The sequence below is a fragment of the Rhodococcus cerastii genome (assembly GCF_033042195.1).
GTDB lineage: Bacteria > Actinomycetota > Actinomycetes > Mycobacteriales > Mycobacteriaceae > Rhodococcoides.
The window spans coordinates 378,618-393,120 of record NZ_JAWLKF010000002.1 but is presented as its reverse complement, the minus strand read 5'-3'; the positions used below and the strand labels follow the sequence as shown (position 1 = coordinate 393,120).

The 14,503-nt window shown below is 63.9% G+C and carries 16 protein-coding genes and 1 pseudogene; 9 read left to right on the top strand and 8 right to left on the bottom strand.

Annotated elements, in window-relative coordinates; translation table 11 throughout:
• Positions 1-41 precede the first annotated feature (41 nt).
• Positions 42-1,058, top strand: a complete 1,017-nt coding sequence (locus tag R3P93_RS06150) for a magnesium and cobalt transport protein CorA (RefSeq protein WP_094686688.1) — start codon at positions 42-44, stop codon at positions 1,056-1,058.
• A gap of 69 nt (positions 1,059-1,127) precedes the next feature.
• Here R3P93_RS06150 and R3P93_RS06145 read toward each other — a convergent pair whose 3' ends face one another.
• From R3P93_RS06145 to mrf, 6 genes and pseudogenes are all read right to left on the bottom strand, one after another.
• The gene (locus R3P93_RS06145) at positions 1,128-2,846 is read right to left on the bottom strand and encodes a metallophosphoesterase (RefSeq protein WP_283347129.1); all 1,719 of its coding nucleotides are present in this window, start codon (positions 2,844-2,846) and stop codon (positions 1,128-1,130) included.
• A 163-nt stretch (positions 2,847-3,009) separates the two neighbouring features.
• A pseudogene (locus tag R3P93_RS06140) lies at positions 3,010-3,138 on the bottom strand (RtcB family protein); the annotation flags it as partial.
• A gap of 931 nt (positions 3,139-4,069) precedes the next feature.
• Positions 4,070-5,128 (bottom strand): VIT1/CCC1 transporter family protein, encoded by a 1,059-nt coding sequence (locus tag R3P93_RS06135; RefSeq protein WP_283347130.1) that lies wholly within the window; start codon positions 5,126-5,128, stop codon positions 4,070-4,072.
• Between the two features lie 26 nt (positions 5,129-5,154).
• Positions 5,155-5,322 carry a 50S ribosomal protein L32 gene (rpmF, locus tag R3P93_RS06130; RefSeq protein WP_032388658.1) on the bottom strand — a complete coding sequence of 56 codons (168 nt, stop codon included), beginning with the start codon at positions 5,320-5,322 and terminating at the stop codon, positions 5,155-5,157.
• Positions 5,323-5,325: 3 nt separating this feature from the next.
• Positions 5,326-5,586: a type B 50S ribosomal protein L31 gene (locus tag R3P93_RS06125; RefSeq protein ID WP_121870664.1), complete on the bottom strand. Its 261-nt coding sequence runs from the start codon at positions 5,584-5,586 to the stop codon at positions 5,326-5,328.
• Positions 5,583-6,815, bottom strand: coding sequence for a ribosome hibernation factor-recruiting GTPase MRF (gene mrf, locus R3P93_RS06120; RefSeq protein WP_317532692.1), 1,233 nt, complete (start codon positions 6,813-6,815; stop codon positions 5,583-5,585). Before mrf ends, R3P93_RS06125 begins: the two co-directional genes overlap by 4 nt.
• Before the next feature lie 137 nt (positions 6,816-6,952).
• Here mrf and rpmB point away from each other — a divergent pair, with 137 nt between their 5' ends.
• The 7 genes from rpmB to R3P93_RS06085 all read left to right on the top strand — a co-directional run bounded on the left by rpmB (position 6,953) and on the right by R3P93_RS06085 (position 10,071).
• Complete coding sequence (rpmB, locus tag R3P93_RS06115; protein WP_032404320.1) at positions 6,953-7,189, top strand: 50S ribosomal protein L28; 237 nt, start codon at positions 6,953-6,955, stop codon at positions 7,187-7,189.
• Positions 7,186-7,356, top strand: coding sequence for a 50S ribosomal protein L33 (rpmG, locus tag R3P93_RS06110; protein WP_170944568.1), 171 nt, complete (start codon positions 7,186-7,188; stop codon positions 7,354-7,356). Before rpmB ends, rpmG begins: the two co-directional genes overlap by 4 nt.
• A gap of 2 nt (positions 7,357-7,358) precedes the next feature.
• The gene (gene rpsN, locus R3P93_RS06105; RefSeq protein ID WP_068050178.1) at positions 7,359-7,664 is read left to right on the top strand and encodes a 30S ribosomal protein S14; all 306 of its coding nucleotides are present in this window, start codon (positions 7,359-7,361) and stop codon (positions 7,662-7,664) included.
• Between the two features lie 16 nt (positions 7,665-7,680).
• Entirely contained in the window at positions 7,681-7,935 is a 255-nt protein-coding gene (rpsR, locus tag R3P93_RS06100; RefSeq protein ID WP_008719028.1) for a 30S ribosomal protein S18, read from the top strand.
• Positions 7,936-8,020: 85 nt separating this feature from the next.
• Positions 8,021-8,947 carry an AEC family transporter gene (locus R3P93_RS06095; RefSeq protein WP_094639540.1) on the top strand — a complete coding sequence of 309 codons (927 nt, stop codon included), beginning with the start codon at positions 8,021-8,023 and terminating at the stop codon, positions 8,945-8,947.
• Positions 8,948-8,990: 43 nt separating this feature from the next.
• Positions 8,991-9,455 (top strand): hypothetical protein, encoded by a 465-nt coding sequence (locus R3P93_RS06090; RefSeq protein ID WP_068050174.1) that lies wholly within the window; start codon positions 8,991-8,993, stop codon positions 9,453-9,455.
• Positions 9,456-9,480: 25 nt separating this feature from the next.
• Positions 9,481-10,071 carry a DUF1707 SHOCT-like domain-containing protein gene (locus R3P93_RS06085; protein ID WP_317532631.1) on the top strand — a complete coding sequence of 197 codons (591 nt, stop codon included), beginning with the start codon at positions 9,481-9,483 and terminating at the stop codon, positions 10,069-10,071.
• Here the strand turns inward: R3P93_RS06085 and R3P93_RS06080 are convergent.
• A complete protein-coding gene (locus R3P93_RS06080) occupies positions 10,052-11,998 on the bottom strand; it encodes a vWA domain-containing protein (RefSeq protein ID WP_149405131.1) in 1,947 nt (648 codons plus the stop codon). The genes R3P93_RS06085 and R3P93_RS06080 overlap by 20 nt on opposite strands.
• A complete protein-coding gene (locus R3P93_RS06075; protein ID WP_068050166.1) occupies positions 11,998-13,383 on the bottom strand; it encodes an ATP-binding protein in 1,386 nt (461 codons plus the stop codon). The genes R3P93_RS06080 and R3P93_RS06075 overlap by 1 nt, the downstream gene beginning before the upstream one ends.
• A gap of 236 nt (positions 13,384-13,619) precedes the next feature.
• Between R3P93_RS06075 and R3P93_RS06070 the strand changes: the two genes are divergently transcribed.
• Positions 13,620-14,483: a DUF559 domain-containing protein gene (locus tag R3P93_RS06070; RefSeq protein ID WP_317532630.1), complete on the top strand. Its 864-nt coding sequence runs from the start codon at positions 13,620-13,622 to the stop codon at positions 14,481-14,483.
• The last annotated feature ends 20 nt before the right edge of the window (positions 14,484-14,503 follow it).

The following is a 14,503-nucleotide window of genomic DNA, read 5'->3' as shown; positions in this document are numbered from 1 at the left end:
GGTGCGCAGCAGAATTTCGCAGAACCGAGGTGAACGAACAAGTGCCGATCATCGACAACGCCGTCTACGTGAACGGAAAACGCACTGCCAATCCCGAGAGCCTCGATATCACCTTCGAGGTCATGCGCGAGCGGCACGGAATGGCATGGATCGGGTTGTACCGACCCGAGGTCGCCGAAATCATGGCTGTGGCAGACGAGTTCGGCCTGCACCGGCTCGCCGTCGAGGACGCCATCGCAGCCCACCAGCGGCCGAAACTGGAACGGTACGCCGAGCAGCTGTTCGTCGTTCTCCGGCCCGCGCGATACGTCGACGAGACCGAAAAGGTCGAATTCGGCGAATTGCACATCTTTCTCGGTCCGGACTTCGTCGTCACCATTCGCCATGCCGAATCCCCCGACCTGGCGATGGTGCGAAAGCGCCTCGAAGGATCTCCCGAACTGATCGAACTCGGACCCGAAGCGATCCTCTACGGCATCCTCGATCAAGTGGTCGACGAGTACGTCCCGGTGGTCACCGGACTGCAGAACGACATCGACGAGATCGAGGATCAGCTGTTCACCGGCGATCCGTCGGTCTCGCGTCGAATCTATTCGCTGCTCCGTGAAGTGTCCGAATTCGACCGTGCTGCAAAGCCACTCGTCGAGATGATCGAATCGCTCAAGCGAGGGTCGGACAAGTACAACGTGGACGTGGAACTGCAGCGCTACCTGCGCGACGTTCACGATCACGCGATCCGAGTCTCCGACCGCATCGAGTCCTTCCGATCCAACCTGCAGAATGCGTTGACCGTGCACTCGACCATCGTCGCGCAGCAGCAGAACGAAGAGATGCGCAACATGACCGAAGCCAGCCTGGAGCAGAACGAACAGGTCAAGCGCATCTCGTCATGGGGTGCAATTCTTTTCGCGCCCTCCCTGATCGCCGCCATCTACGGCATGAACTTCGACGACATGCCGGAATTGAAATGGCAACTCGGCTACCCGATGGCACTGCTCGCCATGGCGATCTGCTCGACTGCACTGTTCGTGGTGTTCAAGCGTCAGAAGTGGTTGTAGTGCGGCTCCGCCGCAGTGGCGTGCTCGAGTGCCTCAGGGGGCACTCAACCGCACCACTGCCGCAGGCACTCAGGACGAACCGGACCTCGGGCCGATCGGGATGTCGCGGGTGAAGGTCAACCTGTCGAACTCGTTGCCGTATTCGTCGATGGCACCGATCGTCATTCTGCTGGCGGTGATGCCCGGAATGCCCGGCACCACATCGACTCTGACGAACGAGTAGTTCAGGAACCGCACCCTCGACCAGGTGATGGACTCGGCCGACTTCGTGCCGTCCGGCGCCCAGACGTAACTGTTGGGAACTGCGGTGTCGGGCAACTCGTTGCCGCGGTAGCTCACGCCTTCGCCGTCCTGGAACGTATAGCGGGGACGACCACCACCGCCGACGGTGTAATACACGGTGCCGTCGGTCTTTCCGTCGACCGTGGCGTTGTCACCGGCGACCCGCGTCGCACGGTTGCCGCGAATGGGATCGGTGCGTTCGAAGACGTGGTTGTGAGCCTGGAGCACCACATCCACCTCGTACCTGTCGAACAACGAAACCCATGCGTCGCGCACGCCGCCGTCGCTCGCATGCGTCGACGTGGTCGAGTACGCGCAGTGATGGAAGAAGCAGACGATGAAGTCGATGTTCGGATCGGCACGGTACTTCGCCAATGTCTGCTCCACCCAGGTGTTCTGGGCCCCACCGCTGTACCCGGTATTGGCTTTGATCTCGTAGCTGACGTCGTTCGCGTCGAGCGAGAGCACCGCGGTGTTGCCGTAGACGAACGAGTACGCCGACGGGCAGCCCTTCGGGCCGTTGCTCGGCTGATCCAGACGCGCCGCATGGCCGCCGTATCCGTTGGGGCTGTACAGCGCTTCCATGTCGTGGTTGCCAGTGGCGAACAACCACGGCGCGGTCGACGCACTGGCTTCGATCGCCTGGAAATAGCCGTCCCAGACGAAGGGGTTGAACTTGTCGAATCCCTTCGGCGGCGTCTGTCCGTGCTTCGCGAACTGCGGCGGCAGACCGGCACCCGACGGGTCCGCATACGCGATGTCACCGGCGAGGATGTGGAAGTCCGGGTGCGAGGCCTCGATCTGCCGATTGATGTTGCGCGCGTGCTTGACCGACGGTTCGTTGTCGGCCTTGTAGTACTGGTCGTCGTAGTCGCCGGCGACCAGGCCTTCTGGTTGCGAGGGTGTTTCGTCGACGCCCTGATCGCCCATCATCGTGAACCTGAACGGTGCGATTCGGCCCGACGGCAGCGCCGGAGATGCGCTGCGAATATCGCTCACGAAGCCGTCGGCGGTGCGCCAGCGGTAGTAGTGCGGCAACTTCGGCGTCAGATTGTCGACGGGAACATGCACGTAGTACTGCTCTGCCGACAGAATTCCGCCGTCGGTCTGCGGTACCTGGCTGATCAGGTTGCGCACCTCGGCAGAGGTCGTCGCGCCCAGCGCCGGCGTGGGGCCGTGGTCGAGAAAGACTCCGGTGAGCCCGGGGTTCCGAGAAAGCTGAGCGGAGAACCGCAACTGCGTCGCCGGGTCGTTTCCGAATCCCATGTGCCGACCGGCCACAGCCAGTGGAGCGTCCTGCGCATAGGCGGTGCGCGCGAACACCGAATTCCCGACGCCTATCGCGGCAGCCGTCGCGGCGGCTCCCACCAGGAAGTTTCGACGACTGACCGGGTGCCGCCGCAGGAATGACCGATGCCAATCGTGCTGCTCGGCCATGGTCATGTTCTCGGCGAGCGTGCCCGGGATACCGGTCGCGACGGTCTCGCCTGCGGGATTGAGCGTCATGACTCGATCGTGGCGGTGACGCCCGCTCTATCCGTTAACCAAGCGAAGCACTTGAGTGAACAGCACGAGAACACCGATGCACAACGGGACGAACGAGGACAATCCCGTCGTGCATGGAAGTTCGTGACCCACTACGAATTTCCACGCACGACGGGAGGTGAACTCAGGTCCCCTTGACGTTGAGGATCTGCCGCAACTCGTGCTGGATGGTCACCAGGTCCCGGGCATCCTCCATCACGACATCGATCGACTTGTAGGCGTCGGGAATCTCGTCGATGAAGTCGGCACCGGGGCATCCCAAGCACATGCCGTACTTTTCAACCGAGAAGTGCGCCGCGGCCGCAGTCCCCTCAAACATCGGTGCCGTCCGCATGCCGCAGTCTCCAGCGACGGATGACTACGGCGCTCTCCGTTCGGCCGAGCACTCTGGCTGCCTCCTTCACGGTCGAGGACAACGCAATAGCGTCCTCCTCCGCCGACCACGACCTTCTTCCTAGGAGTGGGCGAGCACGCATTCCCGGTGGCCTCATCCAAGCGGCGACTGACTCTGCCGCCAATCGCTTTCGATCCAGCGCGAAACAACCTGGAGGGTAGGCCCACTCAGCCAGACGCGCCGCTGGGTCGTTCGCGACAATCAACGAGAACACGTCGTCGCGAGTGTTGCGTTTCGCGGTGCGAAGAGCCCCGCTAACTGTGCGTACCGTCGAGCAGAAGAAGTCCGCCAAGCTGGACGAGGCCGTAACAAAACCTACGAAAGGCACACCCGTCCGAGTGAATCCGACACTGCCATCGCCATCGAGCAATCCTCGGAAGTATCCCCGATGATGAAACGGGCCGACAGGCGGAGCCACCTGGTTGGACTTGCGACCGGCCGGAACTCCGCACAATTCCAGTTCGCGTCGGAATGCGAGGTTGCAGACACGCCAGGTGGCACTTGTGTACTCAGAAGAAAAGTTCGTCGTGCGCGTTCTCGTGGATACGGAAGATCTGACACCATCGAAAAGTTGTGGAAGCCGCGTGAGCAAGTCGACGTCGACAGCCGATAGTTCGATGGTTGCTTTCCCTTTTTGCCCTTTCCCGCTTTCGAGATGACCGTCGGTTTGAAACAGTCCGATGAAGTAGGCGTGATCCTCGCGAGTCAAATCGATGATGGGCATATCGACATTGTCGGCCGACCCACCGACAAGGACAGGTTGTCGGGATCCTCGACCTTTAGCCAGAACCTACACTCCCCCACCGAATGCGAGTCCCAGTAGATACGTCGCCCCAGCCGCGCCGTAGCCGATGGCCAACTGTCGCAGAGCACGTTTGACCGGTGGCCCGCCGCTGAGCAGTCCCACCACCAAGCCGGTACAGATCAATGCGATTCCGACGAGGACGGCGGCAACGGCAAGTGCCACATAACCTTCGAGGCCGAACAGATACGGCAGCACCGGGATGACGGCACCGGAGGCGAAGAAGCAGAAACTGGCCCCGGCGGCACCGAGGCCGGTTCCGATGGACTCGTGCTGATCGACGTCGGGGGCCATCTCGTCGGCAGGTAGTACTCGCAGCACTTCGGCGGCTTTGGCGTCGGCTTCCTCGTGGGTCATGCCCCGCGCCCGGTAGACCAGCGCCAGTTCGTTGGCGTCGACGTCGAGGTGTTGGACGGCATCGCGCGCGGCACTGTCCGGCGACGACGCCTCGAGCAGTTCGCGTTGCGAGCGGACCGAGACGTACTCGCCCGCGCCCATCGACAGTGCGCCGGCGAGCAGTCCTGCCAGTCCGGTGACGAGAACGATCTGATTGGACACACCGGATCCGCTGATGCCCAGGACCAGAGCCAGGTTGCTCACCAAGCCGTCGTTGGCACCGAACACTGCGGCCCGGAACGTGCCGGACAGTCGATTGCGACCGCGGGCAGCGAGTGCCCTGATGACCTCGGCATGGATCTGCTCATCGGCCGTCATGGCGTCGGTGGCATCGGAGTCGGTGGCATACGGAGAGCGCGTTTCGGCGCGCTGCGCCAATGCGAGCACGAACACCGAGCCGAACCGACGCGCCAGCACACCGAGGATGCGGGTGCGGATGTCGCCCTTGAGCGGCATGCCGACCCGCTCGCCCAGTAGGTTTCGCCAATGCTGCTCGTGGCGGCCCTCCGCATCGGCGAGTGCGAGCAATATCTCGCGTTCCTCGCCGACGCGTCGGCCTGCCAGATCGCGATAGACGGCAGCCTCGGCCCGCTCGTCGGCGAGATACTGCCGCCACCGCTTCACATCTCGCGCATTGGGTCCGTCGTTCATGAAAGTGAAGATAGACCCGTCGAGGGTCAGCTCGGGTCGTACACCCCGGTCTGCACTGCTTTGACCAATCTCCGTGGCACTCGGAACTCGCGACCTTGGAACCGCACGGTCACCAGATCGGGAGCAACGGCTTTCCATTGCGCACGACGGCTCCTGGTGTTCGAGCGCGACATCTTTCTCTTCGGAACAGCCATGGTTCAGGCGTCCTTTCGGCTTCGTCGACCGTAACGCTTCTCGAATTTCTCGACGCGTCCCTGCGTGTCCATCACGCGGGCGGCTCCGGTCCAGAAGGGGTGCGATTCGGACGAGACGTCGACGACGATCAGCGGGTAGGTGTTGCCGTCTTCCCATTCGGTCTCGCGCGCGGACGTGACGGTGGACCTGGTGAGGAACTTGTTGCCGGTGCTCGAATCCTGGAACACGACCGGGTGGTAGTCGGGGTGGATGCCTGGTTTCATTCTGTAGCCTCTCGTGATTGTTCTGCGTACGGGGATTCGCTGCTGTCGCAGGGGTCTTCGTGCCACTGGCCGAACGGATCGGTCCAGCCGGACCACGCCGAGGGGTCCGTCATCTCGTCGTCGGATACCAACGCCCACTGCAGGGTTCGGTCGATCTCGGTGGGGTCGGCCTCGTGCACGAGGATCACCAGAGAGGTGTCACGGTCGCCGAACTTCTCGTCCCATCGCAGCGCCGCCATTGCCCGACGGGTGGCGTCGACGCGGTCCTGCTGCTCCGGTTCCATTGCGGCAAGCCACTTTCCGGCGCTCGCAACACGAAGACCGCCGCCTGCCGATTCGATCCACAGCGCTTCGTCGGGCTGAGTGGCGACCCACGCCCGCCCTCGTGCGGTCACGACGCCGTCGAGCAGCACGTCGATGGCCTCGTGCAATCGCTCGGGATGGAACGGCCGCGTTGCGGTGAACTCGACCAGGGTGACGCCGCAGTCGACGGCCAGCGGCGGCTGACCGCGCAGCAGTGGCGAATGCGCGTCGGTGATCGCGCCGCGACGGGCATCGGCGGGCACGGACGCGAGAAGCGCTGGGGCGTCGACCATTGCGTCCCGGGACACCCAGACGACGGGCGCATTCGGTGCCAGCCGCGCGAGGACGGCAGCAAGCCGGGCCCGTTCCCACGCGTCGACGTCCGGGCCCGCGGTGACGACGAGCGCATCGGCGTAGTCGACCTGCCCCACCACCAACTGCGCGACGGTTCGGTCGTCGTCCCCACTGGCGACGATCCCTCGGTCGGCCATGGCGTCGTCGCCGGTGGCGTCGGCCAGCCAGGTTGCGGCATCGAGGCAGTCGACTACTGCCTCGATGCGGACGTCACGCGAGGCCGGGCCGTCGATCTGCCCGACGACACCCGCCACGACGACGTTGTCCACGGCCCAGCACAGCGCCTCGGGCTCGAGCGCGGGGTCCATGGCGAGCACGATGCGATCGACGTTGCTGCGAGCGGACAGTGCGCGCAGCAGCGGCAGCAGATCCTCCCGAAGCGTGCACGAGACGCATCCGTGCGCCAGCTCCAGAATGGTCTCGCGCGGGTTCTCCCCCAGTACGGAGAGTGTGCGACGCACGACACCTTCGGCGACGCGGCTCAGATCGTGGCGGACCGCTACTGTCCCCGGCGCGAGCAGCGATGTCACGACTGCGTCCATGGCTCCGGTCCAGCCGGAGACGAGGACCATCGGGGTTCGATCGTCCGGTGAGTTGTTCACGAGCACCCTTCTTCTCGACAACGATTGTCATTCTCTGAGGATGCACGCTACATTCGAGATCACGCTTTGTCGAAAACGATTGTCATAACGGAAAGAAAGGAGTGCTCGTGTCCGCGCACTGCCAAGTCACCGGCCGCACCCCCGGCTTCGGAAAATCCGTCTCGCACTCCCACGTGCGAACCAGCCGTAGGTGGGACCCCAACATTCAACGCAAGACGTACTACGCACCCAGCCTCGGCCGACGCGTCACTCTCACGCTCTCGGCCAAGGGCATCAAGACCATCGACCGCGACGGCATCGATGCCGTCGTCGCCAAGATCCGCGCACGTGGGGAGAAGATCTGATGGGCAAGAGCACGGACGTCCGTCCGATCGTCAAGCTGAAGTCGACCGCGGGGACCGGCTACACCTACGTCACTCGCAAGAACCGTCGCAACGATCCCGATCGACTGGTGATGAAGAAGTACGACCCGGTCGTGCGCAAGCACGTCGATTTCCGAGAGGAGCGGTAGCCGTGGCGAAGAAGTCGAAGATCGCCAAGAACGAACAGCGCAAGGTCGTCGTCGCCCGGTGGGCAACCCGTCGCGCCGAGCTCAAGGAGACCATCCGCAGGCCCTCGAGCAGCGACTCCGAGCGCGCACAGGCCCAAGCAGCACTGCAGCGTCTGCCGCGCGATTCGAGTCCGGTACGATTACGCAATCGTGACGCTGCGGATGGACGTCCGCGCGGTTATCTACGGAAATTCGGTCTGTCCCGCGTGAAAATGCGCGAGATGGCTCACCGTGGGGAGCTGCCAGGCGTCCACAAGTCGAGCTGGTAAAGGGAAAAGGTTTCAGATGGCAGTCAAGAGAGCACCGTCGAAGAAGGTCCGCGCAGAGGCAGGCCGTCGACCGAAGAAGAACCCGTTGAACGCCGCCAAGGTCACCACGGTGGACTACAAGGACATCAACCTCCTTCGTCAGTTCATCTCGGACCGCGGCAAGATCCGCAGCCGTCGGGTCACCGGGCTCACCCCGCAGCAGCAGCGCCAGGTCGCTGTTGCAGTGAAGAACGCTCGTGAGATGGCATTGCTGCCGTTCACCAGCCGCTGATCCAGACTTTCGTTCAGAGAGGCCACGTAGCCATCGGCTACGTGGCCTCTCTGTCGTTCCCGATCCAGAGATGAGCAGTCCGTAGATGTCCGGCGTCCTCGAGGGCTTCACCGTCATCTTCGTCGTCATCGCACTGGGTTACCTGCTCGCCCACCTGAAAGTGCTCGGCGAACACGGCCAGTTCGTACTGAGCCGACTCGTGTTCTTCGTCGCGACGCCCGCGCTGCTGTTCGTCACGCTGGCGAACTCGGATCTGTCGGTCATTCTGTCGCCTGTACTGGCCGTAGCCGGCACCACGGCACTGCTCGTCGGCGCCGTCTATTTCGTCATAGCCAAGCTGGCTCTGAAACGAACCGTGCCCGACGCGACCGTCGGCGCACTTGCGAGTTCGTACGTCAACGCCGCCAACCTGGGTATCCCGATTGCCGTCTTCGTGCTCGGCGACGCGAACTTCGTCGCTCCCCTGCTGCTGTTCCAGATCATGGTCTACACCCCGATCGCGGTGACGATTCTCGACGTCTCGACGGAGATAGAGAAGGTCTCGGTGCTCAAGACCGTCACCACACCGTTCCGGAATCCGATCGTGCTGGCCGGCGCTGCAGGACTGGTTCTGTCCATCACCGGCTTCGAGCTGCCCGAGGCGTTGATGCAGCCGTTCCAGCTCGTCGGGAACGCGTCCGTCCCGGGCGCGTTGCTCGCCTTCGGCCTGTCTCTCTACGGTGCCCGAGTGCTCCAGAAGGGCATCAGTCCACGACGGGACGTAGCCCTGGCCACGGTGTTCAAGATGGCACTGCAACCCCTGCTCGGCTACCTCATGGCCCGGTTCGTGTTCGGTCTGGACGGACACGATCTGTTCGCCATCGTCGTCGTCTCGGCGCTGCCGACCGCACAGAACGTGTTCGTCTTCGCCAGCCGCTACCAGCGCGGGGTGGTACTCGCCCGAGACACTGCGTTCGTGACCACGCTCGTCTCGATCCCCGTCATCGCGCTCGTGACACTCTTCCTCGCATGAGCCGAACACAAAGGTTCTCCTCAGCTCACGCCGGTTTGGTTTCATGAGGTTTCTCGCTGCAGGAGTCATGTTGTGCCTGCTGCTGGTCGGCTGCAGCACCGCCTCCGGCAGCGACGACGAGACGACGCCGACGGTCGGATCCACCACGCCGGTCGGTCTCGCTCAGCAACCCAGCGCACCTCCGGTTCCTCACGAAGTGCCCGTCGGCGACGTGGGCACGATGTTCGAGCCCACCCCCGATCTGATCCGCGCCACCACCACTCCGTTCGAGTCGTGGAGCCAGGTCTCCCCCAACACCATCGCGGTCCACTTCGTCACCGGCACTCCCGAGTGCTACGGAGCCGACGCGTCGGTGACCGAGACCGACACCACCGTCACCATCGAACTGCGTACCGGGACCAAGCCCGACGCCGCCGACAAGTCCTGCATCATGGTGGCCGTCTACGCCACCATGCAGATGACTTTGGCCTCTCCCCTCGGGAGCCGCACCATCCTGAATGCGGCCTGACCCTCACGCAGGTAGGGTCCGGGCGGTGAGCGATCATCTGCCAGACCGAGGTCGAAGCCGGATTCGCGCGGCCGACGCGGACAGAAATCTGGTCGCGCAGCTGCTGAGCGACGCCTTCGCGAACGGCCAACTCACCGTCAGCGAGTACGACGAACGCACGGCAGCGGTGTACCGGGCGAAGACCTACGGCGAACTCGACGTACTGACCGGAGACCTGGTCCTGTCCCCGCCTCCCGCACGTGCACCATCAGGTGGCTCCGCGAACGACCGCGTGATCGCCATCATGAGTGGTGCCGTGCGCAAAGGAGAGTGGACCGCGGCGGCGCGCATCGACGCGTTCGCCTTCTGGGGTGGCATCGAACTCGACCTACGCCGTGCATCGTTCTCCGCCGAGGAAACCACCATCAACTGCGTGGCCATCATGGGCGGCATCGAGGTCACCGTGCCGCCCGGAGTGAGCGTCGAGGTCCGCGGCATGGGGATCATGGGCGGATTCGAGCACGTCAGCGCGGCCCACCCCGGCGCACCGCGCGTGGTCGTCACCGGCTTCGCGTTCTGGGGTGGGGTGTCGGTCGAGATCAAGGACCCCGACAAACCTAGGATCGCCGACGCTTGAGGTAGTCGGTCACCACCGCAGCACCGAGTCCGTCGAGATCCGGCGCGATGACGCGTCCGCCCACACGCTCGGCCATCTTGTCGACGACCCGAGCCAGGCCGGGATCGTCGCCGAGCCGAAAGATCGTCACCTGCGCCCCGAGTTTCGCGACGGTATCGAGCTCGCGGACGGTCAGTCCCAGGGTCTTCGACGACGGTGGGTAGTCGAAGTACGCGTGACCGTCCGGCTCGAGATGCGCCGTCGGCTCCCCGTCGGTCACGATCAGCACCACGGGCTGCGCATTGGGATGACGCCGCAGATGCCGCACCGCAAGCATCAGCGCGTGATGCAGATTGGTGCCCTGATCGTAGGCACCGTCCAACCCGGCCAACTCCGAGGCCGTCAATGTCTGTGCGTGCCTGCCGAATCCGATGAGTTGTAGGTCGTCACCGCGAAATCGGGTGCTGACCAGGTGATTGAGCGCCAGTGCCGTGCGCTTCATCGGCACCCAGCGGCCGTCCATCACCATCGAGAACGACGTGTCGACCAGCAGGGCGACCGCAGCCTGCGTTCGCGTCTCGGTCTCGCTGATCTCCACATCGGTCACCTGCAACTGCACCGGGAAGCCCGATCCTGTTGCCGCCGAGCGCAGTACCGCATTGTTGACCGTGCGGGTCACATCCCACGGCTCGGTGTCACCGAACTCCCACGCTCGCGACGCTCCAGTGGGCTCCCCCATCGCACCCGCCTTGCGGGTGTCTCGCTCGCCGCCGCGTCGGGACAGCTTGCCCGCGACGTCCTTGAGCGCGGACTGCCCCAGCTGACGCATCGCCTTGGGTGACAGACGCCATTGCCCGTCGGCACCCTTGTCCATGAAACCCTGCTGCTGCAGGGCCTTTTCGAGTTCGGCGAGCATTCTGGCATCGGCCGCCGCCTCGGGCCCGAGTTGCTTCAGCAACGCGTCGGCGTCGATGTCGTCCAGTGCGGCACCGTTGTACTGCTGCGAGAGCTGATTTCCCAGGTTCTCGAGATCGGCGATGTCCTGAAGCGCGCCGGTACCGTCGCCCAGGCCCATACCGTTCTCGCCGCGGAAGTTCTGCGAGCCGTCCCAATCCTCACCGGGCCGGGCCTGCTGCAGATTCTGATCGAGTTGATCCAGCTGATTCAGCAGATTCGAGTCGCCGAAGGCCTGCTGAGCCAACGCATCCAGCTCGGCCCGCTGCTCGGGCGTCAGAGAGTTGCGCAACCGCTGCGCCGCTGCCGCCCGCTGGGCGAGCGAGTCCAACAACTCGTCGACATTCTCGGGGTTCTCCGGGAAATGCTGACCGTGCTTGTCCATGAACTTCTCGAACTGCTCGTCGGTGTCCTCGCCCTTGTTGTGGGCGTCGAGCAGTTCGTTGAGGTCCTTCAGCATCTCGCTGATGGCCTGACGGTCCTCCTCGGTGGCACCTTCGAGAGCTTGCTTCATGCCCGCGAAACGCTGATCGAGCATTTCGCGTCCGAGCAGATCCTTGATCTTCTCGTAGTTCTCGCGCCCCTCGGACGAGCGCCAGTCGTAGTCCGAAAGTTCCTGCACTGCTTGGGCAGTGGACGGAGACAGATCGCCGATCTGCATCTCTTGGAAGCGAGCATCGTCGTCGAGGGCACGCGCCAACGCCTTGCGCTCCTCGAGTACTGCCTTGTCCAGCAGTTCACGTACTTCCTGCAGTGTGCCGTCGAGGTTGTTCTTCTTCAACAGATCTCGACGACGCTTCGCGGCCTGCGCGGCCAGGTCGTCGAGCCCGCGCATGTTCTTCGTCCCGCGACGCAGCATCTCCTGCAATGCCCGACGCGGTGACGCGCCCTCGAGCACGTCCTCGCCGATCGCGTCGAGCGCCTCGCGCAGATCCACCGGTGGCGCAAGGGGATCCGGACCGTCGTGATACCGCCCGTATCTGGAGCGACGCATCAGCTGTACACCGTCTGACCATCGTCGTCGGGGTCCTTGGAGATGCGACGCGCGAGGTAGAGGCCCTCGAGGGCAAGTTCCACGGCGGCCGCCTTCTCCCCGTCCGAGGTGGCGTTGAGCCGCTCGTGGATGTCGCCGATGACCTCGACGTCGGGCAGCTCGTCGAGCAGCGCTTTGGCGGTGATGCGGTCGCCGGTGACGATCGGTTCTCCGGTCTCCACTGCCGTCACCAGAGCGGCGAGGTTGATGCCGCCGAGGTGTGCTCGGACGGTGTCCGCAGTCGCGCGGCGCAGCATGTGTTCGAGCACCTCGATTTCGCGGCCTTCTTCGCCGGATTCGAATTCGACCTTGCCGCGCAGCACCTCGATGATGGTGCCGAGATCCACCGGCCGGGCCACGGGCTCGGCCTCCCCCAGGATTGCGGCTCGGTGAACGGCTGCGGCAGCGATGGTTTCAGCTGCGGCGATCGCGAATCGGGCGGAAACGCCGGAGCGCTGGTCCACCGACGGCGACTCGCGCAGCAGTCGGGTGAATCGGGCCAACACCTCGAGCAGGTAGGTCGGGACTGCGGCCTGCAGCTCCGCTTCCTGATCGATGACGGCCACCTCGGCGTCGAGTTCGAGGGGGTAGTGAGTCCTGATCTCGGCTCCGAAGCGGTCCTTGAGCGGGGTGATGATGCGTCCGCGATTGGTGTAGTCCTCGGGGTTCGCACTCGCGACCAACATGACGTCGAGCGGCAGACGAAGCGTGTAGCCGCGGACCTGGATGTCGCGCTCCTCCATGACGTTGAGCAACGACACCTGGATGCGCTCGGCAAGGTCGGGGAGCTCGTTGATCGCCACGATGCCGCGGTGGCTACGCGGGACCAGGCCGAAGTGAATGGTTTCCGGGTCGCCGAGGCTGCGGCCCTCGGCCACCTTCACCGGATCGACGTCGCCGACGAGGTCGGCCACCGAGGTATCCGGGGTCGCGAGCTTCTCGGCGTACCGCTCGCTGCGATGCCGCCACTCGACGGGAAGGTCGTCGCCGAGTTCCTTCACCTTCCTGATGCTGGCGGGAGTGATCGGCTCGTATGGATGCTCGCCCAGTTCGGCTCCGGCGATCACCGGCACCCACTCGTCGAGCAACAAATTCAGGGTGCGCAGCAGTCGCGTCTTGCCCTGACCGCGCTCGCCGAGCAGAACCACGTCGTGACCGGCCAGAATCGCGCGCTCGAACTGCGGCAACACCGTCGAGCCGAATCCGACGATCCCCGGCCACGGATCTGTGCCGTCGCGCAATGCCTTCAGAAGATTTTCTCGCAACTCTTCCTTGATCGACCGCTGCCGATGTCCGGATGCCTTGAGTTCGCCGAGAGTGGAGATGCCAGGTTTGGTAGAGGTCACTTCTCCACGCTACGAGCGTTTGCCGAAAGCTGCCATCGAGAGCGGGGTTCCCGTTCCGCCGAGCTCGAAGTTATGGACAGAAATCGGGCGGATTTCGTCCATAACTTCGAGTTCGGCGGTCGATGCACACTTCGGCCCAAGATCGATCACAGCGGCATAACTGTGGACAACTATTTAGTTCATCCACAGCCAGCGCTCGGCCACTTTTCGCGCGAATCCGATGCCACTCTGCGTACATGGACAGCGCACCTTTCGTCGGATCCGAGGCAGTGGCCAACGGGTTGGTCACGCGCCAACAGCTCCGGCAGCACTTTCGTCGCATCTATCGCGACATATACATCGACCCGAACAGCGATCTGGATGCGCCTACCAAGGCAAGAGCAGCGTGGTTGTACTCCCGAGGCAAGGCAGTGGTCTCAGGAATCAGCGCTGCGGCCGTGCACGGATCTGGCTGGATATCCGCCGACAGCGATGCCGAGCTCATCTGGGCGGAACACCGCCAGAAGATGGGCGGCCTTCGCATCGGCTTCGACGAGCTGCCAGCGGGAGAAATCGAGACGATCGACGGCTTGGTAGTCACCACAGCGGCGCGAACTGCATACGACCTCGGTCGACGCAGGCCGTTCGGAACCGCCGTGGCACGACTGGATGCACTCTGCCGAGCCACTGGAGTCGGCGTTCACGACATCGCCAGGCTTGCCGAGAACCATCGAGGTGCCCGTGGCATCGTTCAGCTCAGGGCCGTGCTCGCTGTGGTCGACGCGGGTTCGGAATCACCACAGGAGACACGCACCCGACTGGCCCTCATGGACGCAGGCCTACCCCGCCCACAAACTCAGATCGAGGTGGTGGGTCCGGATGGGAGAGTTTTCGCCCGCATCGACATCGGCTGGGCACGGTGGAAGGTCGCGGTCGAATACGACGGCGAACAACACTGGTCGGACGAGAAGCAGCGGGCCTGGGACATCGAGCGTCAACACCTGCTCGAAGCAATGGGCTGGACGGTGATCCGAGTCAGCGCGATGCAATTGCGCACCGATCCATGGGGCGTCGCGGCGAGAGTTCGAGACAAACTGCGTGCCGCCGGGGCAAAGGTCTAGCCGAACTCGAAGTTATGGAC

Bases quoted from the DNA above. Each gene is read 5' to 3' on its own strand.
- rpsR (WP_008719028.1), top strand. From the start codon at position 7,681: ATGGCAGTCAAGAGAGCACCGTCGAAGAAGGTCCGCGCAGAGGCAGGC.
- R3P93_RS06090 (WP_068050174.1), top strand. From the start codon at position 8,991: ATGAGGTTTCTCGCTGCAGGAGTCATGTTGTGCCTGCTGCTGGTCGGC.
- R3P93_RS06135 (WP_283347130.1), bottom strand. From the start codon at position 5,128: ATGAACGACGGACCCAATGCGCGAGATGTGAAGCGGTGGCGGCAGTAT.
- R3P93_RS06080 (WP_149405131.1), bottom strand. From the start codon at position 11,998: ATGCGTCGCTCCAGATACGGGCGGTATCACGACGGTCCGGATCCCCTT.
- R3P93_RS06070 (WP_317532630.1), top strand. From the start codon at position 13,620: ATGGACAGCGCACCTTTCGTCGGATCCGAGGCAGTGGCCAACGGGTTG.
- rpmF (WP_032388658.1), bottom strand. From the start codon at position 5,322: ATGGCTGTTCCGAAGAGAAAGATGTCGCGCTCGAACACCAGGAGCCGT.
- mrf (WP_317532692.1), bottom strand. From the start codon at position 6,815: ATGGTCCTCGTCTCCGGCTGGACCGGAGCCATGGACGCAGTCGTGACA.
- R3P93_RS06095 (WP_094639540.1), top strand. From the start codon at position 8,021: ATGTCCGGCGTCCTCGAGGGCTTCACCGTCATCTTCGTCGTCATCGCA.
- R3P93_RS06145 (WP_283347129.1), bottom strand. From the start codon at position 2,846: ATGACGCTCAATCCCGCAGGCGAGACCGTCGCGACCGGTATCCCGGGC.
- R3P93_RS06125 (WP_121870664.1), bottom strand. From the start codon at position 5,586: ATGAAACCAGGCATCCACCCCGACTACCACCCGGTCGTGTTCCAGGAT.